15 protein-coding genes are annotated in these 21,681 nt (G+C 66.9%); 7 read left to right on the top strand and 8 right to left on the bottom strand.

The window, feature by feature from the left end; all coding sequences use genetic code 11:
• Positions 1 to 119: 119 nt before the first annotated feature.
• On the top strand, positions 120 to 1,325 hold the full coding sequence (locus tag ACFVVC_RS06730) for a Gfo/Idh/MocA family protein (protein WP_387450461.1): 1,206 nt from the start codon (positions 120 to 122) through the stop codon (positions 1,323 to 1,325).
• On the top strand, positions 1,325 to 4,576 hold the full coding sequence (locus ACFVVC_RS06725) for a family 78 glycoside hydrolase catalytic domain (RefSeq protein WP_387450459.1): 3,252 nt from the start codon (positions 1,325 to 1,327) through the stop codon (positions 4,574 to 4,576). The genes ACFVVC_RS06730 and ACFVVC_RS06725 overlap by 1 nt, the downstream gene beginning before the upstream one ends.
• Here ACFVVC_RS06725 and ACFVVC_RS06720 read toward each other — a convergent pair.
• The 5 genes from ACFVVC_RS06720 to ACFVVC_RS06700 form a co-directional block, all read right to left on the bottom strand.
• Positions 4,563 to 5,738, bottom strand: coding sequence for an MFS transporter (locus ACFVVC_RS06720; RefSeq protein ID WP_387451127.1), 1,176 nt, complete (start codon positions 5,736 to 5,738; stop codon positions 4,563 to 4,565). The two genes, ACFVVC_RS06725 and ACFVVC_RS06720, sit on opposite strands and share 14 nt — an antisense overlap.
• Before the next feature lie 125 nt (positions 5,739 to 5,863).
• Positions 5,864 to 6,496: a Poxvirus protein I5 gene (locus tag ACFVVC_RS06715; protein WP_387450458.1), complete on the bottom strand. Its 633-nt coding sequence runs from the start codon at positions 6,494 to 6,496 to the stop codon at positions 5,864 to 5,866.
• A 17-nt stretch (positions 6,497 to 6,513) separates the two neighbouring features.
• On the bottom strand, positions 6,514 to 7,431 hold the full coding sequence (locus tag ACFVVC_RS06710; protein WP_387450456.1) for a carbohydrate ABC transporter permease: 918 nt from the start codon (positions 7,429 to 7,431) through the stop codon (positions 6,514 to 6,516).
• Complete coding sequence (locus tag ACFVVC_RS06705) at positions 7,428 to 8,381, bottom strand: carbohydrate ABC transporter permease (RefSeq protein ID WP_387450454.1); 954 nt, start codon at positions 8,379 to 8,381, stop codon at positions 7,428 to 7,430. The genes ACFVVC_RS06710 and ACFVVC_RS06705 overlap by 4 nt, the downstream gene beginning before the upstream one ends.
• 46 nt (positions 8,382 to 8,427) lie before the next feature.
• Positions 8,428 to 9,717 (bottom strand): ABC transporter substrate-binding protein, encoded by a 1,290-nt coding sequence (locus ACFVVC_RS06700; RefSeq protein ID WP_387450452.1) that lies wholly within the window; start codon positions 9,715 to 9,717, stop codon positions 8,428 to 8,430.
• A 198-nt stretch (positions 9,718 to 9,915) separates the two neighbouring features.
• On the opposite strand from ACFVVC_RS06700, the gene ACFVVC_RS06695 reads away from it, so the two are divergent.
• Positions 9,916 to 11,931 (top strand): beta-galactosidase, encoded by a 2,016-nt coding sequence (locus ACFVVC_RS06695; protein ID WP_387450450.1) that lies wholly within the window; start codon positions 9,916 to 9,918, stop codon positions 11,929 to 11,931.
• A 166-nt stretch (positions 11,932 to 12,097) separates the two neighbouring features.
• On the opposite strand, the gene ACFVVC_RS06690 is transcribed toward ACFVVC_RS06695, so the two are convergent.
• The 3 genes from ACFVVC_RS06690 to ACFVVC_RS06680 all read right to left on the bottom strand — a co-directional run bounded on the left by ACFVVC_RS06690 (position 12,098) and on the right by ACFVVC_RS06680 (position 15,583).
• Complete coding sequence (locus ACFVVC_RS06690) at positions 12,098 to 13,456, bottom strand: ABC transporter substrate-binding protein (RefSeq protein WP_387450448.1); 1,359 nt, start codon at positions 13,454 to 13,456, stop codon at positions 12,098 to 12,100.
• 248 nt (positions 13,457 to 13,704) lie between these two features.
• Positions 13,705 to 14,649: a carbohydrate ABC transporter permease gene (locus ACFVVC_RS06685; protein WP_387450446.1), complete on the bottom strand. Its 945-nt coding sequence runs from the start codon at positions 14,647 to 14,649 to the stop codon at positions 13,705 to 13,707.
• Positions 14,639 to 15,583: a carbohydrate ABC transporter permease gene (locus ACFVVC_RS06680; protein ID WP_387450444.1), complete on the bottom strand. Its 945-nt coding sequence runs from the start codon at positions 15,581 to 15,583 to the stop codon at positions 14,639 to 14,641. The genes ACFVVC_RS06685 and ACFVVC_RS06680 overlap by 11 nt, the downstream gene beginning before the upstream one ends.
• A 373-nt stretch (positions 15,584 to 15,956) precedes the next feature.
• Between ACFVVC_RS06680 and ACFVVC_RS06675 the strand changes: the two genes are divergently transcribed.
• Genes ACFVVC_RS06675 through ACFVVC_RS06660 form a run of 4 tightly spaced genes read left to right on the top strand, consistent with a single transcriptional unit; the run spans position 15,957 to position 21,602 of the window.
• Positions 15,957 to 17,225, top strand: coding sequence for an ABC transporter substrate-binding protein (locus ACFVVC_RS06675; RefSeq protein WP_387450442.1), 1,269 nt, complete (start codon positions 15,957 to 15,959; stop codon positions 17,223 to 17,225).
• 54 nt (positions 17,226 to 17,279) lie between these two features.
• Positions 17,280 to 18,401, top strand: a complete 1,122-nt coding sequence (locus tag ACFVVC_RS06670) for an acetylesterase (protein WP_387450440.1) — start codon at positions 17,280 to 17,282, stop codon at positions 18,399 to 18,401.
• 34 nt (positions 18,402 to 18,435) lie between these two features.
• A complete protein-coding gene (locus ACFVVC_RS06665; RefSeq protein WP_387450438.1) occupies positions 18,436 to 20,490 on the top strand; it encodes a DUF6807 family protein in 2,055 nt (684 codons plus the stop codon).
• Positions 20,487 to 21,602: a M24 family metallopeptidase gene (locus tag ACFVVC_RS06660; protein WP_387450436.1), complete on the top strand. Its 1,116-nt coding sequence runs from the start codon at positions 20,487 to 20,489 to the stop codon at positions 21,600 to 21,602. Before ACFVVC_RS06665 ends, ACFVVC_RS06660 begins: the two co-directional genes overlap by 4 nt.
• The last annotated feature ends 79 nt before the right edge of the window (positions 21,603 to 21,681 follow it).

The following is a 21,681-nucleotide window of genomic DNA, read 5'->3' as shown; positions in this document are numbered from 1 at the left end:
TGAATCGTTACATAGCTGGACTGGCAATGCCTTCATGCCGCACACTGAAAGGTGGAAAGCGCTTGCTGAATGACCGCGGGCGCTACGAGCTGGTGCCCGGACGGGCAGGACGGAGAACCATGGGAACGGCAACGGAAGCGGCCGGCAAGGACGCCGGAACCGCCCCGATAACTGCGGCGCGGGTGGCACTGGTGGGCGTGCACGGCTTTGGCACCCACCACCTCCGGAACCTCGAACGCCTGCAGGCGGCAGGCGTCGTCGAGCTAATGGCGGTTGCCGATCCGCAGCCGCCGGCACCAGGTGCCGTGCCGCCGTCGGCCGCCATCCACCCCGGGCTCGACGAACTCCTCCAGGCGACCGGGGACCTTGACCTGGTCATCGTGGCCACCCCCATCCAGACGCACGCTCCGCTGGCCCTGGCTGCCCTTTCCACCGATGCGGAGCTGTACTTGGAAAAACCTCCGGTCGCGTCCCTTGCCGATTTCAACCGGTTGTGTGCCGCGGCGGCGGATTCCGGCCGCGGCGTCCAGATCGGGTTCCAAAGCCTCGGTTCGCACGCCTTGCGGGCCATCGAGGAACTGCTCGCGGCCGGCACCATCGGCACCTTGGAGGGCATCTCGGCCACCGGCCGCTGGGTCCGGGACCGGGCCTACTACAAACGCTCGCGCTGGGCCGGGAAACGCAGCATCAACGGGGTGGACGTGGTGGACGGCGTCGCCACCAATCCGCTGGCGCATGCCGTGGCAACCGCCCTCCGGATTGCCGGGGCGCGCACCACTGCGGACATCGCAGCCGTGGAGACCGAGCTGTACCGGGCCAATGACATCGAATCGGATGACACCTCCGTGATCCGGATCCGCACCACTCCAGGCCTGCCCATCACCTGCGCGCTGACCATCTGTGCGTCCGAATCCGTTGAGCCCTACGTGACCCTCCAGGGCTCGGCCGGTACCGCCGTGTTCCACTACACCGAGGACCGGCTCAGCATTGAGACCGCAGCCGGACGCACCGAGCAAACGTATGGCCGCGATGACCTCACCGAGAACCTGCTGGCCCACCGCGCCTCCGGCGTCCCGCTCACCAGCAGCCTGCTGGACAGCGGAGCTTTCATGCTGGTGCTGGAAGCCATCCGGACGGCGCCGCTGCCCTCCCCCATCGATCCCGCCTACGTCCGGTGGGAGGGCGACGGCGACTCAGCCCACGCCGTCGTGGCAGGCGTTGAAGACGCACTGGAACGAGCGGGCCGGGAGCACGCCACCTTCAGCGAACTTGGACTCCCCTGGGCCGCCGCCGCCCCGGCCACCTTCGATATTCCGGCCTCCTGATGGGCGGCCAGGATCCCGGCGCCGGGCACCTGCACGCAGTCAACCTCCTGACGGACGGACTATCCCCCTGCCTGACTGCTTCACCAGCCCCCGGCTTCAGCTGGCAGCTGGCACAGAGCGACGGCGACGCTCCCGCCCTGGCACGGCAGACCGGCTACGAGATTGAGGTCCGGGACACCCGGGGCGCGCTGGTGTGGGGTTCGGGCCCTGTAGCTTCCGCGTCCCAGCGCGGCGTGCCCTACAGCGGTCCCGCCCTGGCGGACGACTCCGACTTCGCCTGGCACGTACGCATCCGCGATGCTGCCGGCAACCCGGGCTCCTGGTCTTCCCCGCAACCCTTCAGCACCGGCCTGACGGATGCGTCCTGGCAGGCCGGCTGGATCAGCCGGGCCCCTGGCGGACGCGCACCGCTGGAAATCCACAACGGCGCCCTGCGGGTGGCCGGCTCCCCGTTCCTGCCTCTTCCGTGCCCCGCAGTCCGCAGTGTCCGGATCCAGGCCCGGCTCCGGCCCGTCATGGGCAAGGGCGGCATTATCCTGCGGAGCAGCGGACCCGGGACGGGCCTGCTGCTCGAACTGGGCCCGGCCGGAGAATTGGTACTCCGCCGCACTCCGGACTGGGAAATCCCCTCCCCCGCCGCCCCGGAGTCCGAGGTGCTGGGGACCGCCGAACCGGCGCGAGACCGGCAACCTGGCCCCGGATCGTGGCAGGACCTGGACATCAGCGACGACGGGCAAAGCATCCGCGTGTCGCTGGACGGAACTGAACTGCTGGCGGTTGACCTCGCGGCGTCCCCGGACAACGGCGGACGGGCCGCCCTGCACCAGGGACCCCGGAGCCAGGCGGAGTACGCGCGGCTCAAAATCACCGGAGGGGTTCCCGGCCGTTCCGGGGACGTCCTGCTGGACCACCATTTTGATGCAGGCGAGGACGACGCGCTTGCGTCCTTGGCCCACTGGGAGCGCACCACCGGCCACCGCCAGCCCGACGAGTGGACCCTGTTCCGGGGCACCATGGCGCTGGACGGGACGGTCCGGCGGGCCAGGCTCTTCGTGGCGGCACACCACCACGCGCAGGTTTCGGTGGCCGGAACGCCCTGCCTCAGCACCACGTCCTTCGGCTACCCCGGCGAGGGGTATTACGATGCCGCCGACGTCACCGGGGTCCTGGCGGCACATCCGGCCGGCACGCCCGTGCCGGTGACGGCCCTCCTCCACTGGTACGGTCCGGGCCAGGGCCGGGCCGCAGGCGTTCCCGGCCTGCTGGTCAGGCTGAGCGTTGACTACGACGACGGACGGCGCGACGTCCTTGCCTCGGGCCCTGGCTGGCGTGCCGGCGAGGCCCCGTACCGCCAGTCGGGCTACCGCAATGACGAGGGCGACCCCGTGGAGCACCTGGACGGCGAGGCCGCAGCGTCCTTGGACATCACCGAAGACCTTCCTGCCGCCATCAGCCTTGGCCTGCACCCGTCGTCGGACTTTCCCCGGCTGCACGCCCGCCGGACGTTCCTGGGCGGGGAGTTCGTGGCACCGCGGCAGTTCCTTGCAGCGGAGGACGGCACCATGGTGGCGGACTTCGGGCGCGTCATCCCGGCCCGGCCCGAGGTGGACTTCCTGGCCGGCGTCCCGGGGCGCACGGTCATGCTCCGTGCCGGCTACGTCCTCCGCCCGGACGGAAGGGTGGATGCCGGCAAGACCCCCAGCCAGAACACGGACATGTCCTTCCCCTACACCCAAACCGCCGGGCCCCAGCAGTTCCGGGCCTCGGTCCACCTGGGCTTCCGCTACCTGGAATTGCCGGGCGTGGAGGCCGCGGACGTCTCGCGCGTTGGCGCCGTCACGGTCTACGGCCGCCACCCCGGCGAGGGCAGCTTCAACAGCTCCGACCCCGTCTTGGACGAGGTCGTCGGGCTGCTGCGCGACTCTGCGCTCTACGGTGTCCAGGAACAGTTCGTGGACACACCCACCCGGGAAAAAGGCCAGTTCCTGGCCGACGCCGCCAACATTTCCAACGCCACCATGGCGTTCTTCGGCGAACACGCCTACACGGCGCAGGCACTGCGGGAATTCGCCTGGTCAGCCCGCCGCTACTGGAACACCGGGGCGGACAAGGGCCGGTACAACGCCGTCTATCCCAACGGCGACGGCAAGCGCGACATCCCCGATTTCTCCCTGATGCTGCCGGAGTGGGCGGAGGAGTACCACCTGCGCTCAGGAGACCTGGGCCTGGTCCACGAACTGCTCCCCCACCTGTGCGACACGGCCGACTACGCGCTGCGCTGCATTCCGGCGGAAGGCCCGACGGCGGGACTGGTCACCAGGCTGGGCGGCGGCTCCGGGCCCTACCTGCACGGCATCGTCGACTGGCCCGCACCGGGCCGGTTCGGCTATGACATGGAGTGCGCGGCCAAGACCACCGTCAACGCCCAGGCCTACTCGGCGCTGGTGTCAACGGCACGGCTGTGCACCGCGGCCGGCGAGGAAGACTCGGCCGTCCGCTACGCCACGGCGGCCCGCGCGCTGGCCGGTGTGATCCGCGGCCGCCTGCGGGTTGGCGGGGTGATGGTGGACGGGCTGCACGAGGACGGGACACCCAGTTCCCATGCTTCCCAGCACGCCACGTCCTTCCCGCTCTCACTGGGCATCACGGATCCCGGGCATGCAGACGCCGATGCCGCCCGGATCGCCGGAATGGGCATGCGCCAGGGCCCCATGACGGTGCACCGGCTGGTCCGTGCCCTGGTGAACCAAGGCCGCCTGGACGCCGTCCTGGACCTTCTCACCAACAAAGACCAGCCGGGCTGGGCACGGCTCCTGGACCGCGGAGCCACCTTCACCTGGGAAGCCTGGGACCTGGCCGAGGGGACCGACTACAGCCAGTCGCACGCCTGGTCCGCGTCCGTGCTCAAGGAGATCCTCGAGCACCTGCTCGGCATCCGGTACGCCGTGCCCGGCGGCACCGGGGTTGTGATCGAACCGCCGCTGTGCCGGTTGGAGCACGCCCGCGGCAGGATTCCGGCGGCCAACGGATACGTGCGGGCCAGTTGGCGCAGGCGCGGTGGTTCGGTGGAGCTGGAGTGCACGGTTCCACCGGGCACCACTGCCACCGTGCGGCTGCCCGCCGGCACCTACGGGGTCAAGGGGCCGTCTGCGGATGCCGACGTCGTACCTTCGGCCCCGGTGGGCGCCGCGGACGGCGCCACCAGGGAATTCCGCGTGCACACCGGCACCTGGACGTTCACGCCCCGGTAGGTGGCGCCGCGCGCCGGGTGCGCCGCCCGTGCCGCCAGAGCAGGAGGCCAATGACCACGGCGGACAGCATGCCCAGGCAGCCGGTGGCCACCAGGCCCGCCCGGACCCCGAACTGCTCGGTCAGCCAGCCTGCCAGGAGGCCGCCCAGCGCATGGCCGCCCAGCAGGAGCGGCAGGTACAGGGCCATGACGCGGCCGCGGATGGCGGGACCGGCCTCGAGCTGGACGGCTGTGGCGGCGCTGGTGAGGAACAGCAGCGTCATCATGCCCACCACCACCAGCATGGCGATGAAGAGGCCCACGGTGGGCATGAGCGCCGCCAGCAGCTGGGACAAACCGAAGAGGGCCGCCGCGGCCACAATGCCTTTCCGTCCCATGGTGCCCAACCGGGCGGCGAGGAGGGCCCCGGCCAGGGCGCCGATGGCGCTGACGGTGTTGAACAGGCCGAAGCCTTCCACGCCGTTGTGCCACACCCGCTCGGCGAACGCCGCCAGGACCACCGGCCCGTTCATCCCGAAGGCGCCCAGGAGGCCGGCGAGCAGGATGAGGAGGAGCAGCCGTGGCCGCTCCCGGACGTAGTGGAGGCCGGCAAGCACCTGGCCGCGGCCGCGCTGGGCGCGCGGGCCTGGATGCAGCTCGTTGGTCCGGATGGCCGTGATCAGGCCCAGGACAACCATGCCGATCAGCGCGTTGGCGGCAAAGGCCGCCGCCGGTCCGGCCTGGGCGATGAGGACCCCGCCCAATGCCGGCCCGGCCATGCCGCCCAGTTGGGACAGTGCATTGTTCAGTCCGATGGCCGGCCGCAGCGCGGCGTCCCCCACCACTTCATTGACGAAGACCTGCCTGGTGGGCTGGTCCACCGCCGCGGTGATGCCCAAGGCGACGCAGCTGGCGTACACCACCCACACCGTCAGGGTGCCGCTCGCGGCCCAGGCAGCGAGGCCAATGCCCAGCAGCACGATGACGGACTGGCACACCATCATGATCCGGCGCTTGGGGAAGAGGTCCACCACCAGTCCGGCCAGCGGGCCCACCACCAGCATGGGCAGGAACTGCAGGGCGACGGCGGCGCCCACCGCTGCGGGGCTTCCGGTCAGCTGCAGCACCAGCCAGTCCTGGGCCAGGCGCTGCATCCACACCCCCAGGCTGCCGGCAAGCTGCATCGCCAGGAACAGCCGGTAGTTGTGCTGCTTCAGAGGGTGGTACCAGCGGGGCTGGCCGGGCCCGGGGCGGACGCGTTGTGCGGTACGGGCGCGTTGTTCGGTTCGGGCGCGGCGGAACGGCACAGCTAGCGTCGGGGCCGGCCGGACCGCAGTTTTACTGCCGCCGCCGCCAGGATCAGGGTGCCGGGGACCACCACGAAGAGCGCCGCGAGCATCCAGACGAACACCACAGCGCAGAACAGCGCGGCCGCGAGCAGCAGCGAACCGGTCCAGTCGCGCAGGGACATTGCCTGGCCGGCCCGGAGGGCCGCGCGCCAGGAGTCCCCCGCGGGAGTGCCTAGGCCGGTTGTGTCGGTCCAGGCCGAGGCGGTGCGGAGCAGCACGATCGCCGCCCCGGCCGCCAGGACGAAGGTGGCGGGAAGCACCACACCACGGCCGGGCAGTTGCCCCACCCAGGCGAGCAGGAGGTTGAGGACAATCACGACGGCGGCTGCCGCCGTCGTGAGTCCCAGCTTCCAACTGCCGGGCAGGGCCGCCTTGAAAAGGCTCCAGAGTCCGCGGACGGAATCATCCCGGCCCGCCAGGTGCCGTTCCAGGTGGGCGATGCCGGCCGCGTAGGCGGCCGGGATGGTCACCAGCGGAATGGACAGCACAAGCACCAGCAGGCCTGCCAGGAGGGTTTCGGAAAACAGGGCAAACCGGTTGACCGGGATGGGCTCGTGGCCGGAGGCGGGTGTGGTGCTGTCCATGGCGCTCATTTTTCCCTCCGTTGCCGTTAGCCCTTGAGGCCCTGGGTGGAAACGCCCTCGACGATGTACCGCTGGAAGATCAGGAAGAAGATCAGCACGGGGAGCAGGGCCAGGACGGACATGGCGATCATGGCGCCGTAGTCCGAGGACTGGGTTTGGTCCACGAAGAGGCGCAGGGCCAGGGGCAGCGGGTATTTGTCGGGGGTGTTCAGGTAGAGCAGCGGGCCCAGGAAGTCGTTCCAGCTCCAGATGAAGGAGAAGATCGAGGTGGAGATCAGGGCCGGTTTCATCAGGGGCAGCATGATGGAGGTGAAGATCCGGACGTGCCCTGCGCCGTCGATGCGGGCTGCTTCGTCGAGTTCGGCGGGCAGGTTGCGCATGAACTGGACCATGAGGAACACGAAGAATGCGTCTCCGGCGAGGAACTTGCCGATGAGCAGGGGGACATAGGTGTCCACCAGTCCAAGCTGCTGGAAGATGATGTACTGCGGGATGATCACCACGTGGAACGGCAGCAGCAAGGTGGCGATCATCATGCCGAAGAACACGCTGCGGCCGGGGAATTTGATCCGGGCGAAGGCGTAGGCGGACACGCTCGCGGAGAGGATGGTGCCGACGACGGCGCCAATGGCCAGGATCAGCGAGTTGGTGAAGAACTGCAGGGTGGAGACCCCGCCGATGCCGTCCATCGCGGTGGCGAAGTTGTCAAAGCTGAAGTTGTTGGACCAAAGCGAGGTGTTCTGGCCGCCGATTTCGGAGTTGGGTTTGAAAGCGGAGGCGACCATCCACAGGGCCGGATAGAGCACCACGCAGGTCAGCACGAGCGCTGCGGCGTGGAAGATGGCGCTCTTGGCGCGCTTGGCGGTGGTGGATTCGGATTTCGGATTGTAGGCCGGGGCGGTGGCGCCGGGGGCCGGCTGGACGGGGGTTGCCGTGGTTGTCATTTTGCATCACCGCTGTAGTGGACCCAGGACTTGGAGGTGCGGAAGAAGATCAGCGTGATGATGCCGACGACGATCACCAGGAGCCAGGCCATGGCCGAGGCGTAGCCCATCCGGAAGTCGCTGAAGCCGCGCAGGTACAGGTAGAGGGTGTAGAAGAGGGTGGAGCCGGCGGGGCCGCCGTCACCGTTGGAGATGATGTAGGCCGACGCGAAGATCTGGAACGCGTGGATGGTTTCCATCAGGAGGTTGAAGAAGATCACCGGGGAGAGCATGGGCCAGGTGATGTTGAAGAACTTCCGGACCGGGCCGGCGCCGTCCATCGATGCCGCCTCGTAGAGGTCGCCCGGGATCTGCTTCAGGCCCGCCAGGAAGATCACCATCGGGGCGCCGAACTGCCACACGGTCAGCAGGATCATCATGGGCATGGTCATGGACGGGTTCCCCACCCAGCCGCCGATGTTGATCCCGAAGAAGGACAGGCCCTGGTCCACGGGTCCTGAATCGCCGAACATGGCTTTCCAGACGATCGCGATGGACACCGAGGCCCCGATCAGGGACGGGGCGTAGAACGCCGACCGGTAGAAGCCCTGGCCGCGGCGCTTGCTGTTCAGGAGCATCGCCACCGCCAGGGCCGCGGCGAGTTTGAGCGGGGTGCCGAAGACCACGTAGGACAGGGTCACGCCCACGGACTGCAGGAAGCGTTCGTCCTGGAAGAGGGTGGCGTAGTTGTCGAAGCCGATCCACTTGGGCGGCTCGAACAGGTTGTAGTTGGTGAACGAGAGGTACAGCGAGGAGATCATCGGCCCGACCGTCAGGGCGATGAAACCCAGCAGCCAGGGCAGCAGGAAGGTGTAACCGGCGCGGGCATCCGCCCCGCGCTGCCGCGACTTGCGCGGCAACGCGGTACGGGAGTGCCCCTGGCGCCTGCTCAGGGTTGGGCTTTGAGTCACGAGTTCAATCCGTCAGTCGTGAACACTCGATCAGGCACTGGCCGGATCAGGCGTTCTGCTTGATGAGGTCTTCGGCTTCCTTGAACCACGCGTCGACGGCACCGTCAACGGTGAGCTTGCCGTAGTTGAGGTCGGAGGCGATCCGGCCGAACGAGGCTTCCAGCGTGCCGAAACCGACGATGGGCGGCTCGGGTGCGTCTTTGAGGTACTGCTCGATGGACTTCTCGTAATCGACCACCAGCTTGTCGGCGCCGTCGAAGGTGGTGCCGTCGCGCTGGGTCTTGGAGGCCGGAACGCCGCGGGAGGTCTTGAAGATCTGGCCCACCTCGGGATCGTTGACCATGAAATCGATGAAGCGTGCGGCAGCGTCCTTGAACTTGGTCTTGGCGCTGGCCACCATCAGCATGGACGGCTTCAGGAACAGGCCCAGGTTGTTCGGGTCGTCCGAGGGTACCGGCGCCAGCTTGAGTTGCTTGGCGCCGCTGTCAGCCAGGTATCCGGCCATGAAGTTGTCCCAGGTGACCTCGGCGGCACTGACGTTGGAGCCGAACGGCGACTTGGGCTTGAGCTGGGTCACCCTGTCTTCGGGCACGATGGCCTGGGTGCCGCGCAGCTTCGAGTTGAGGTTCCACCACGTCTTCAGGTCGTCCTTGCTGAATCCCAGCTTCCCGTCGCTGGTGAAGGCCTGGATATTCTTCTGGCGGAGCCAGATGTTGAACTGCCACCACACACCGGTGAAGTCCGTGGAGCCGTAGAGGGTGCCGTTGCCCTTGTCCCCAACTTCCTTGAGGAACGCCTGGAACTCGGACCAGGTCCACTTGCCGGTGGGTTCGGCGATGCCCAGGGAGGCCAGCTTGGCGGGATCGTAGTAGACCGCGAAGGCGTTGGTGCTGGTGGGGATGCCGTAGGTCTTGCCCTTGATCTGGCCGGACGGCAGGAGTGATTTCTCAAACGCGGAGGTATCGATCTTCACCGTGCCCAGGTCCAGGAGCTGGTTGCGCTGGCCGTAATCGCGCAGATAGGACAGGTCCCACTGCATCACGTCAGGCAGGCCGCCGCCGGCCGCTTCGGTGGCGCGCTTCTGCCAGTAGCCGGCGAAGTCCGTGAAGTTGCCGTTGACCTTGATGTCCGGGTTCTTGGACTCGAAGAGGGCGATCGCCTTTCGTGTCCGCTCGGCGCGGTCGTCGTTGCCCCACCAGGTGTAGTTGATGGTGACGGGCTTCTCAGCGGATCCGGTCTGGCCGGACGAGCTGCCTCCGTTCCCACAGGCTGCCAGGGCTGCGGCAGATGCGGTGCCGATGGCCACGGTTGTGAGGAAATGCCTTCTGTTGATCACGGGAGCCTCCTTGCTCGATGGGTGCCTGCCCCGGCTCGGTCTACAACGAAAGTAGTGAGCTGGCTAACACGGCTTCTGAAACGATACAATAGCTGCATTCGGATTAATGGGCAAGCGTTTTCCAAGGCGCCGGGCAAGCGGTTTCCAAGAAAGCGTTTCCTCACTGCAACCCAGCCCCCCAGTTGACAAAGGAGTCCCATGACACAGCAGGAAAGCACAGGCCCATCGAGCGTTTGGAGCAACGTGGGGGGCATCGCATTCGGCGGCGACTACAACCCCGAGCAATGGCCCGAGGGTGTACGGCTGGAAGATCTTGACCTCATGCAGGAAGCGGGGGTGAATTTCCTCAGCGTCGGCATCTTCTCCTGGGCCCTGCTGGAACCCGCCGAAGGGCACTACGAGTTCGGCTGGCTGGACGAGGTTCTGGACAACCTGGCCGCGATCGGCGTGAAAGTGGCCCTGGCCACCGCCACCGCCGCGCCTCCAGCCTGGCTGGTCCGCAAACACCCCGAATTCCTGCCGGTCACGGCTGACGGGACCGTGCTGGGACCGGGCTCACGGCGGCACTACACGCCGTCGTCGGCCGCCTACCGCCGCTACGCCGCCGGGATCACCCGCGCACTCGCCGAACGCTACAAGGACCACCCCGCGCTGGCGCTGTGGCACGTGGACAACGAACTGGGCTGCCACGTCTCGGAGTTCTACGGGGAAGAAGACGCCGCCGCCTTCCGCGCCTGGCTCGAACGCCGGTACGGGAGCATCGATGCCTTGAACGCTTCCTGGGGCACAGCATTCTGGTCCCAGAACTACGGCTCATTCGACGAAATCCTGCCGCCCGCCGTCGCCCCGTCCACCCTGAACCCGGGCCAGCAACTGGACTTCCAGCGGTTCAATTCATGGGCCCTGATGGACTACTACCGGGAGCTGGTGGCCGTCCTTCGCGAGGTGACCCCCGAGGTCCCCTGCACCACCAACCTGATGGCCTCAAGTGCCACCAAATCCATGGACTACTTCAGCTGGGCCAAAGACCTGGACGTCATCGCCAACGACCACTACCTCGTGGCAGCCGACCCCGAACGGCACATCGAACTCGCGTTCAGCGCGGACCTGACCCGGGGCATCGCGGGCGGCGACCCGTGGATCCTGATGGAACACTCGACGTCAGCCGTCAACTGGCAGCCCCGCAACCAGCCGAAAATGCCCGGCGAGATGCTGCGGAACTCGTTGGCGCACGTGGGCCGCGGGGCGGACGCCGTGATGTTCTTCCAGTGGCGCCAGAGCTTCGCGGGATCCGAAAAGTTCCACTCCGCCATGGTGCCGCACGGGGGACGGGACACGCGGGTCTGGCGTGAGGTGGTGGAGCTCGGCGCAGCCCTGAAACGCCTCGAACCCGTGCGCGGTTCGCGGGTCCAGTCGCGTGCCGCCATTGTCTTTGACTACGAGGCATGGTGGGCCAGTGAAATCGACTCCAAGCCCAGCATCGACGTGAAGTACCTGGGCCTGCTGAGGGCGCTCCACCGGGCGTTGGTCCTGCGCGGAGTCTCCGTGGACCTGGTGCATCCGTCAGCGTCGCTGGAAAGCTACGACCTGGTACTGGTGTGCACGCTGTACGCCGTGTCCGACGAGTCCGCCGCCAATGTCGCTGCTGCCGCCGCTGCCGGTGCAACCGTCCTGGTCAGCTATTTCAGCGGCATCGTGGACGCTCAGGACCATGTGCGGCTCGGCGGCTACCCGGGCGCGTTCCGGGATCTCCTGGGTGTCCGGGTGGAGGAGTTCCACCCGCTGCTGGCCGGGGCCCAGCTGAAGTTGAGCGACGGGACCACCTCGTCCATCTGGAGCGAACACGTCCACCTGGCCGGCGCCGAGGCAGTGCAGGCGTTTACCGAATACCCCCTTGAGGGCGTCCCTTCCCTGACCCGGCGGGCTGTTGGGTCAGGGGCGGCTTGGTACCTGGCCACCTTCCCCGACGCCGACGGCATTGAGGCCCTGATGGACAGGCTGCTGGCCGAATCAGGCGTTTCCCCCGTTGCCGCTGCCGATCCCGGGGTGGAATTGGTACGACGCCTGTCCGCCGAGGGGCGCAGCTTCTTGTTCGCGATCAACCACACGAGGACGGATGCCACCGTCTCCGCCACCGGTGTGGACCTGCTGACCGGTGAGCCGTTCCCGGGCACCGTTCCTGCCGGCGGGGTCGCGGTGGTGGCGGAGGGCTAGGCACAGGACATAGAGAACGGCCGACGGCGGCACCGGCCTGGGAAACAACTCCGCCCCGGAAGGAACCATCGGTTCCCGCCGGGGCGGAGCTGCCACCCGCCGTCGGACGCCTCGGGTGGGGCGATACCCGCCCGAGGTGTCCGGAGCCATGTTGGCGGCGTGCAGATCAGCTGCTGATGGCGGACTTCATCTCGTCGGTGGCCTTCCTGCCGGCGTCGGCCGGTGACAGGCGGTCAAACAGGACTTCCGAGGTGTACCGCTTGATGATTTCCTGGATCGCTCCCGCACCCTTCGGCGGCGGCGCCGGGGCCTCGCCGAGTTCACCCTTGATCTGGTCGATGAAGCTGACCACCTTGACGTCGGCCGGGGTTAGTTTGGGCTGGATGGCTGCCCGGACGTCCGAGTTGGGGTAGACACCACGGTCCGCCAGGAGCGCTTCGCCGGCTTTGACGTTGTTGGTCAGGAAGTTGATGAACTTGGCAGTTTCCTGCGGGTGCTTGGTGCGCGAGGAAGCTGACCAGAATTGCGAGGCCTTGTACCAAAGCTTCGCATCGGCCGCGGATCCCGTCTTGGTGGGGAACCGCAGGATCTTGAGGTTTCCGCCGCTCGCCTTCTCCAGGGCCGGAGCCTGGTTGGACCACCAGAACGCCATCGCATTCTTGCCGGTCGCCAGGCCGCTCTGGTCAAGGGGAGCGGCCTCAGCCTCAACCACCTCGGATGCGGAGGGCACTGCCTTCTTCTGGCTCAGCTCCTTCAGGAACGCCCACCATTCGGCGATGTCACCGGACTCAAAGCCCAACTTGCCGTCGGATGTGTACAGGGACTTGCCGTCCTGCCGGAGCCAGACTCCCAGGGAGGCCTCATCCGTTCCGTAGGCTGCCGCGCCGTAGGTGCCCTTGGGCGACTTCGCGGTGATTTCGGCGGCGATCCGGCCGAAGTCTTCCCAGGTCCATTTGGTGTCATCCGGCAGCGGAACTCCGGCGGCCTGGAAAACTGCGGGATTGGCCAGGATGGTGGCGGCGTTAATGCCGGCCGCGATGCCCGTCAGGCCTTTCTGGCTCTTGCCCGCATTCAGGGCCGCCTCATCCAGTTTGGAGGTGTCGATATCGTATTTGGAAAGATCCAGGAGAGCCCCGCGGCTGGAGTACTCCGTGATGTATTTTTCGTCCATTTGGATGATGTCCGGGGCGTCGTTGGCTGCCACCTGGGTGGCGAGCTTGTCCCAGTATCCGCTCCAGTCGCCGAACTCCGGCTTGATCTTGATTTTGGGGTTTTCGGCTTCGAACTGCTTGATGGCTTCCTGTGTCAGCTGGGCGCGTTTGTCGCCGCCCCACCAGGAGAAGCGAAGCTCAACGGTTCCGTCAGCGTTCTGCGGAGTGGCTCCCCCGCCGCAGGCACTGAGGGCCATAACGGCGGCGACTGCGGCCGCAACCGCACCTGCCGTACGGGTTCGGCGCGATGCGCGTGAGGGTGGTGCCCCTGCCGGCTGCTTGGCAGCGGATGCAGGACGGGGAAATAGCGGCACTGTGTAACTCCGATCTTCTTTGATCCAGGTGCGGTGATGTGGGGATTGGGCAGGGGGCGTTGCCGTCGAGGTTTCGAAGGCCGGCCCCACGCCATGAAAGCGCTTTCTGCATCTGATACTACAAGTTGGGTACTTGTAATACAAGATGCAGCCGGAAATGCCTTCGTCCCGAAACACGCGAACGGCCCGCCGCTGGCGACGGGCCGTTCGAAAAGGTGGTGCAGGGTGATGCCGTGCGGCGCGTGCTGCTATTTGATGCCCGTGGTGGCGATGCCCTTGATCAGGAACCGCTGGCCGAACAGGAACACCAGGAAGACGGGCAGCAGGGACACGATGGACATTGCGAACAGGGATCCCCAGCTGGTGGCGGACTGCGAGTCGACGAAAGCGCGCAGTGCCACCGGAACCGTGAACATATCCGGGTCCGTGAGGTAGATCAGGGCGCCGAAGAAGTCGTTCCAGGTCCAGATGAACGTGAAGATCGTGGTGGTGGCCAGGGCAGGCACCATCAGCGGCAGGATCACGCGCAGGAAGATGCGCGGGTGGCCGGCTCCATCGATCCTGGCGGCCTCGTCAAGTTCCTTGGGGATGCCGCGGATGAACTGCACCATGAGGAAGACGAAGAACGCATCCGTGGCGAGCAGCTTGGGGACGATCAGCGGCCAGAAAGTATTCACCCAGCCGATCTGCGAGAACAGGATGTACTGCGGAACGATCACCACGTGGAACGGGAGCATGATGGTCAGCAGCATGATGCCGAAGAACAGCTTCTTGGCGGTGAACTGCAGCCGTGCGAACGCGTAGGCAGCCATCGAGCAGGAAATGAGGTTGCCCAGGATCGAGCCGATCACCACGATCGCGGAGTTGATCATGTAGTGGCCGAACGGGTGCGTCAGGGCCGACCATCCGGACGTGTAGTTGCTCATTTCCAGGCTGTTCAGCCACAGGCCCGGTTCACGGAAGATCAGGTCGTTCGGCCGCAGCGAGGAGACTACCATCCACAGGAGCGGGTAGATCATCAGGCCGCCGGCCAGGATCAGGATGCCGTGCTTCATCAGTGATTTACCGCGCTGGGCCCTGCTGAAGGCCAGCGTCCCCCGGGACTCGCGGACCCTGGGCTTGCGGTTCGTAGGCTTGCCGGCGCCCCCGGACTTCTTCTCCGGGGTGGGCAGCGTCTCAAGCTTAGTCGTCATAGAAAACCCAATACTTAGAAGCGATGAAGTTGATGGCGGTGAAGACGCCGATGATGAGCAGCAGCACCCACGCCATGGCTGAGGCGTAGCCCATGTCGAACTGGCCGAAACCCTTTTGGTAGAGGTACAAGGTGAAGAACATCGTTGAGTCGGAAGGTCCGCCGTTGCCGCCGGAGACGATGAACGCCTGGGTGAACGACTGGAACGAACCGATGATCTGCAGTACCAGGTTGAAGAAGATGATCGGGCTCAGCATCGGCAGGGTGATCCGCCAGAACTGCTGAAGCGTGGTGGCACCGTCCACCCTTGCCGCCTCGTAGTACATGTTGGGGATCTGGCGCAGGCCCGCGAGGAAGATGATCATCGGAGCACCAAAGGTCCAGACGTGCAGCAGGATGATGGATCCCAGGGCCGTGCTGGGGTCCGAAATCCAGCCGGGGCCTTGGATCCCGAACATGGCCAGGACCTGGTTGACCAGGCCTGTGGTGCCGAAGATCTGCTTCCACAGGATGGCGACGGCGACTGAACCGCCCAGCAGCGACGGCAGGTAGAACACCGAACGGTAGAACGGAAGGCCGCGGAGCCCCTTATCCAGGACGAGCGCGATCAGCAGTGCCACGGCCAGCTGGAGTGGAACACCCACCAGGACGTACGTAAACGTGACCCGCAAGGAGTTGTGCAGCCGGGCATCGCTGAGCATCCTGGTGAAGTTGTGCAGCCCCGTCCACTCGGGCGGTTGCAGGAGGTTGTAGTCCGTAAAGGACAGGTAGAGGGACATCAGCATGGGGCCGATGGTGATGGCCACCAGGCCCACCAGCCACGGGAGCAGGAAGATGTAGGCGGCCTTGTTGTCCCGCCTGTTGGCCTTCTTCTCCTCAGCTGTCGCTTTACCCTTCCGCCGGCTCAACGAAGACAGTTCGCTGATGGCGCTCACGGTTGCTGCTCCGTTCCGGACAGCAGGAACGCTGCGGCCGGCAGCAGGGCCGGACGGCGCGTCCTGGGAATATGTTTTGCGGCCATGTGGTCTCCTTTGGTCATCGTGGCCTCCACGTTTCGGTCATCGCGAGGCGATGGGGGGATCGGGACTCCCTTGGCGGGCCCGCTGCATGCCCATCAGGGCTGGAGCGGCTCCGCCCGCCGGGAGAGTCGTTTTAGAAAGCGGCTCCGTACCAAAGTAAACGGTTTCTTGACTCCTGTACAGCCCTTTGTTAGTTTTTGAGAAAACGTTTTCTGTTCTACGTAACAGGGGGACGTGACCAGCAAAAATGAGGGGGACAACAATGAGGTTTGGTCTCAGGAAATCAGTCATGGGAATCACCGGCGCCGCCGCCGCTCTGGCCATGGTCCTTGCCGGCTGCGGCAACAGCCCGCAGGCCGGGAAAGTGGGGACTGCGGAGGATCCCGTCACCATCCGGTTCGCCTGGTGGGGCAACGACTCCCGGGCGAAGACCACCATGGAGGTCATCAAAGCCTTCGAAGCCGCCAACCCCACCATCAAGGTCCAGGGCGAGAACACCGAATTCAGCTCCTACTGGGACAAGATGGCCACCCAGATCGCCGGCGGAACCACCCCGGACGTGATCGCCATGAGCGGCGCCTACCCCAGCGAATACTCCAGCCGCGGCGTCCTCCTGGACCTTGCCAAGGTCCAGGACCAGATCGACACCTCGAAGTTCGCCGAAGGGACCGTTGACCTGGGCAAGATCAACGGAAAGCAGTACACCATTACGGCTGGGGTCAACTCCATGTCCATGGTCCTGGACCCCAAGGTCTTCGAGGCCGCCGGCGTGCCGCTGCCGGACGACGAAACCTGGACGTGGGACGACTACGCACGGATCGCCGCGGAAATCACCAAAAAGTCGCCGGCCGGAACCTTCGGCACGACCCCCATGGCCAACGACTCCTTCCTCGCCGCCTGGGCACGCCAGAACGGCCAGGAGCTGTACATGGACGACGGCAAGAAGATGGGCATCAGCGAGGACACGCTCGCCAAGTGGTTTGAGCTCAACAAGAAGCTGATGGAAACCGGAGGCGCCCCCTCCGCGTCCCAGACCGTCGAGGACGGGTCCGCCCAGCCCGAGATGACTCTGATGGGCCAGGGAAAGCAAGGAATGAAAATTTCCTGGAGCAACCAGATGACGTCCTACTCCGGCGCCCCGCTGGTCATGACGAAACTTCCCGGTGAAAGCAAGACGCCGGGGGCCTGGCTGCGTTCCTCGATGGAATACGCCATCTCGTCCAAATCCTCCCAGCCCAAGGAAGCGGCCCTGTTCATCAACTACCTGGTCAACAACATGGACGCGGCCACCAGGATCAAGAGCGACCGCGGCATGCCCGCCAACACCGAACTGAAGGCGGGCATCACTCCCCTGCTTAAGGAAACGCAGCAGAAGGAAGCCACCTACCTGGACCGGATTGCGGCCATGAAGATCCCGGCACCCAAGCCCTTCCCGGCGGGATCGTCGGCAACCCTGGAAGTTTTGAACCGTTACAACACGGATGTACTCTTCGGAAAGATCGCGCCACGGGACGCCGCCAAAGGCATGATTTCAGAGGTCAACCAAAACCTCGCCTGACCCCTGCCGCGGCGGACGGATGCACAACCAAAAACCATGAAAGGAGGCAGGCACATGCTCACGGCAACGCGGCCCAGCGCCATCGCCGGCTACGACGATTGGCCTGCCTACGTCCGGGCCCATCCCCGCCACCGGGCAGCCACCGCCGCGGCGCAGGAACTCTCGGACGCCTTGGGCGTGCCCGGTGCCCCCGCGCCGTTGGAAGTACGGGTGCACTGGGAGGAAACGCACGACGACGCCACCACCACCGAGCTGAGCTGGCAGTTGGGCTTCGGGCCGCGCACCACCGGCTGGCTGGTCCGGCCGGCCGGAATTTCCGCACCACTGCCCGGCGTCCTCGCCCTGCACTGCCACGGCGGAAACAAGTTCGGCGGCGCGGACCGGCTGGTGGAGCTCCCAACAACCCATCCGTCCGCGGCTGCCGCACGCGGAGGGCACTATGACGGCCGTGCGCTGGCAACCGGCATCGCCCGCCAGGGTTTCGCTGTCCTGGCCCATGACACCTTTGCCTGGGGCAGCCGCAGGTTTGACCTCTCCACCCCGCCCTGGCGGACCGCCGCGGCAGCTGACGCACGGCAGGCGCAGTGGCGGGCGGACGGCGTCGTGGCTTCCGAGGCGGAGGAGTACAACGCCGCGGCCGGCTTCCATGAAGACACCGTGGCCAAGGCGGCAGGGCTGCTCGGCACCAGTCTTGCCGGCATGGTGGCCCACGACGACCTTGCCGCCCTCGACGTCCTGGCCGCACTGCCCGGCGTCGATGCAGACAGTCTGGGGTGCATTGGCTTCTCCGGCGGTGGCGGCCGTTCCCTCACGCTCGCCGCACTGAGCCCGCGCATCCGGGCCGCCGTGGTCACCTGCATGATGACCACGTTCGAGTCCCTCTTTCCCGCTTACCTCGACGCACATTCGTGGCTGCTGCAAACCCCGGGACTCTGGCGCCTGGGCGACTGGCCCGAGCTCACCGCACGCTCCGGGGCCGCCCGGTTCCTGGTCCAGTACGCCCTGGCGGATGAGCTCTTCCCGGAAGTCGGGATGCGCAAGGCCCACCAGTTGCTCGAATCCCTGCACAGCGGCACGGACAGGTATGCCGGCAGCTTCTGGCCCGGCGGGCACGTCTTCACGGCGGCCATGCAGGACGAGGCCCTCGACTTCCTGGCGGAAACGCTCACCTCCTGACCCCCAACCAGCAACGCCCCCAAGGACCCACGCGATGATTCAGCAAGCCGCCTCCACGGAATCCAGGCACCAGAATGCGCCCAAACCTCCTGCCGCCGTTCCGCGCATAGCCCTGGTGGGCGTGCACGGCTTCGGCGAACGGCACCTAGCCAACTTGGCCCGGCTGGAACAGGCCGGCGCCCTGGAACTGGTGGCCGTCGCCGATCCCAACCCGCCGCAGCCGGGCAGCCTGGCCGGTTCAGTGGCTGTGTACCCGGACCTGGACCGGCTGCTGGCCGCCAAGCCGGGTGCCGACGTCGTCATTATTGCCACCCCCATACAGACGCATGCTCCCCTGGCCATCGCTGCACTGTCCGCTGGGATGGACGTCTATGTCGAAAAGCCACCGGTGGCATCCCTGGCGCAGTTTGAACAGGTCCTTGCCGCCGCCAAGGACCACGGCCGCCTGGTCCAGGTGGGCTTCCAGAGCCTGGGTTCCCACGCCCTGCCCGCCATCCGGGACCTGGTAAAGGCGGGTGAAATCGGTACCGTCCTGGGGCTCAGCGCCACCGGCCAATGGCTGCGCACCAAAGCGTACTTCAACCGCTCGCGCTGGGCAGGGAAGCGCAGCCTCGACGGCACGGACGTAGTGGACGGGGTGGCCACGAACGCCCTGGCCCACGCCGTCGCCACCGGGCTGCACCTGGCGGGCGCGCATACCCTCGCGGACGTCCGCACGGTGGAAACGGACCTGTACCGGGCCAACGACACCGAAAGCGACGACACGTCCATTCTTCGGGTCCGCACCGCAGCCGGAGAGACCCTGCTCTGCGCGCTCACGCTCTGCGCCCCCGAACAGCTCAACCCGGCCGTCACGGTGCACGGAACCCTGGGCGAGATCACCCTCTCCTACACGGAGGACCACGTCGTCATCACCACCCCGGCCGGCGAGCGCCGGGAGTCTTTCGGCCGGACTGACCTGCTTGAGAACCTCCTGGATGCCCGGGCGAACGGGACGCCGTTGCTGTGCGCGCTGGAGGACACCGGAGCATTCACCACCGTGCTGGAAGCTATCCGCACAGCGCCGGCACCTGCCCCGATCGGCACCGAATTCATCACCTGGAAAGGCGAGGGCGACGACGCCCATCCGGTGGTGCAGGGCATCTCCGGAACGCTGGAGCGCGCAGTCAAGGCACAGGCAACGTTCGCAGAACTGGGCGTGCCCTGGGCCCGTCCCCTTCCGCCGGTCCGGACGCTGACCGTTGAGGGCCACCCGGTGGCGGCATACCAGGACGGCAGCCATATCCGGGCAGTATCCTCCCCGCGCCCCTACCTGCACCCGGTGCGCACCCTGAACGGCACGGCGGTGACGGACCACCAGCCCCTTGACCACGTCTGGCACCTTGGTGCCGGCGTGGCCCTGCAGGATGTGGACGGGGTGAATTTCTGGGGCGGCCGCACCTACACCAGGGAAGCCGGCCAGTACGTTTGGCGCCCGGACCACGGCAGCATCGCAAGCACCGGCACAGCGTCGTTCCAGGCCGACGCCGGCGCGGGCCTGCCCGGCGTCCTGCAGGAGACGCTGAGCTGGAACGGGCCGGACGGCTCCCCCCTGCTTCGTGAGGAACGCACCTGGGCGTGGTCCGGCGTCGCGCCCTCCGCCTGGCGGCTGTCACTGGACTTTGCGCTGTCGCCCGCCGGGAACACGCCGGTCAGCCTGGGCAGTCCGGGCTCCAACGGCCGGTTCGAGGGTGGCTACGGGGGCTTCTTCTGGCGGCTGCCCGAATGCGCGGCCCCTGCCGTCTGGACGCCCGCCGGCGCCGGTGAGTCGCAGGCCCACGGCAGCATCACACCATGGCTCGCCTGGTCAGGAACGTTCGACGGCGGCCCGGCCACCCTGGTGTTCGTGGCTGCCCGGGACTCCACGGATCCATGGTTCGTCCGGGTGGACGGCTACCCGGGCGTCGGCCAGTCGCTGGCGTGGGATTCGCCCGTCATCGCGGAACCCGGCACACCGGTGCGGCGGCACGTCACCGTTTTCGTGGCCGACGGACTCCTGGCCACTGCCGACATCGAAACACTGATCAACCAGCAAGGGGATCCGTCATGACCCAGACCACAGCCGCAGCCGTTCCCCAGCAGGAGGCGCGCCTGGCTCCCGGCTCCCCGGGCGACCGGGCCATCAAGCGCCGGCGCGTCCTGGACATCCTGGACGCGGCGGGGCGGGATTCGCTGCTCCTCACCAGCAACACGGCGCTGACCTGGTACCTGGACGGCAGCCGGGTCCACATCAGCCTGGCGGGCGACCCCATCGCCGCCCTGCTTGTTGCGCGCGACGGCGACCACCTGGTGACGTTCAACAACGAAGCCGGCAGGATCGCCGCCGAGGAGCTTCCGCTGGGAGTCAACCTGCATGCCGTTCCCTGGTACGCGAACCTGCACCAGGCCGCGGCTGCCGTCGGCAATGGCGCCCTGCCGCCGCTGTCCGAGGCAGAGGTTGCCGCAGAACTGCGCGCCGCCCGCCAGCACCTGCTTCCGGCGGAAAGCGCCCGCTATGCCCTGCTCAGCGCCGACGTTGCCCGCATCATGACCGATGTCCTGTCCGCCGCCCGCCCGGACACTACCGAATTCGCACTGGTTTCGGCGCTGGCCGCCCGGGTCGTGGCCGCCGGTGCGGAGCCGCTGGTGCTCCTGTGCAACGGCAGCTCCCGCAGCACGTTCCGGCACCCCCTGGCCACGCACGCGCCCCTGGGCCGGCGTGCCATGGCGGTGGTTTGCGCCCGCCGCGACGGCCTGGTTGCCAATGTCACCCGCTGGATCAGGTTCGACGCCGGAATTCCCGGGGAGCGCGACGCCGAGTCCCGCATCGCTGCGGTGGAGGCGGACATTTTCGATGCCACGGTTCCCGGCACCCGGCTGGACCGGATCTTCACCGAGATCCAGGCCGCCTACGTCCGGCATGGCTTCGGCGCGGACCAATGGGAACAGCACCACCAGGGCGGCCCGGCCGGTTACGCGGGGCGCGATCCCCGCGTCACCGCCGACGCCACGGATACGGTGGTGCTGGACCAGGCGTTTACGTGGAACCCGTCCGGACCCGGCGTCAAGATCGAGGACACGGTCCAGCTCACGGAATCCGGGCTCCGTATCCTGACTGTTGACCCGCGCTGGCCGGTGGCCACCGTGAACGGGCTGGAGCGCCCCATGACCCTGCAGCTCTAATCCGACGCCCGCTCACCTATTGCCGCAAAAGCCGAAACGCCCGCTCACTTATGGCCGTATTTACGGCCATAAGTGAGCG

The sequence above is a fragment of the Pseudarthrobacter sp. NPDC058196 genome, assembly GCF_042882685.1.
Lineage (GTDB): Bacteria > Actinomycetota > Actinomycetes > Actinomycetales > Micrococcaceae > Arthrobacter.
This window is presented reverse-complemented; position numbering and strand designations above follow the sequence as displayed.

Coding starts and splice junctions, on each gene's coding strand:
- ACFVVC_RS06725 (WP_387450459.1), top strand. CDS start 1,325: ATGGGCGGCCAGGATCCCGGCGCCGGGCACCTGCACGCAGTCAACCTC.
- ACFVVC_RS06695 (WP_387450450.1), top strand. CDS start 9,916: ATGACACAGCAGGAAAGCACAGGCCCATCGAGCGTTTGGAGCAACGTG.
- ACFVVC_RS06660 (WP_387450436.1), top strand. CDS start 20,487: ATGACCCAGACCACAGCCGCAGCCGTTCCCCAGCAGGAGGCGCGCCTG.
- ACFVVC_RS06670 (WP_387450440.1), top strand. CDS start 17,280: ATGCTCACGGCAACGCGGCCCAGCGCCATCGCCGGCTACGACGATTGG.
- ACFVVC_RS06685 (WP_387450446.1), bottom strand. CDS start 14,649: ATGACGACTAAGCTTGAGACGCTGCCCACCCCGGAGAAGAAGTCCGGG.
- ACFVVC_RS06730 (WP_387450461.1), top strand. CDS start 120: ATGGGAACGGCAACGGAAGCGGCCGGCAAGGACGCCGGAACCGCCCCG.
- ACFVVC_RS06720 (WP_387451127.1), bottom strand. CDS start 5,738: ATGCAGCTTGCCGGCAGCCTGGGGGTGTGGATGCAGCGCCTGGCCCAG.
- ACFVVC_RS06710 (WP_387450456.1), bottom strand. CDS start 7,431: ATGACAACCACGGCAACCCCCGTCCAGCCGGCCCCCGGCGCCACCGCC.
- ACFVVC_RS06665 (WP_387450438.1), top strand. CDS start 18,436: ATGATTCAGCAAGCCGCCTCCACGGAATCCAGGCACCAGAATGCGCCC.
- ACFVVC_RS06675 (WP_387450442.1), top strand. CDS start 15,957: ATGGGAATCACCGGCGCCGCCGCCGCTCTGGCCATGGTCCTTGCCGGC.
- ACFVVC_RS06715 (WP_387450458.1), bottom strand. CDS start 6,496: ATGAGCGCCATGGACAGCACCACACCCGCCTCCGGCCACGAGCCCATC.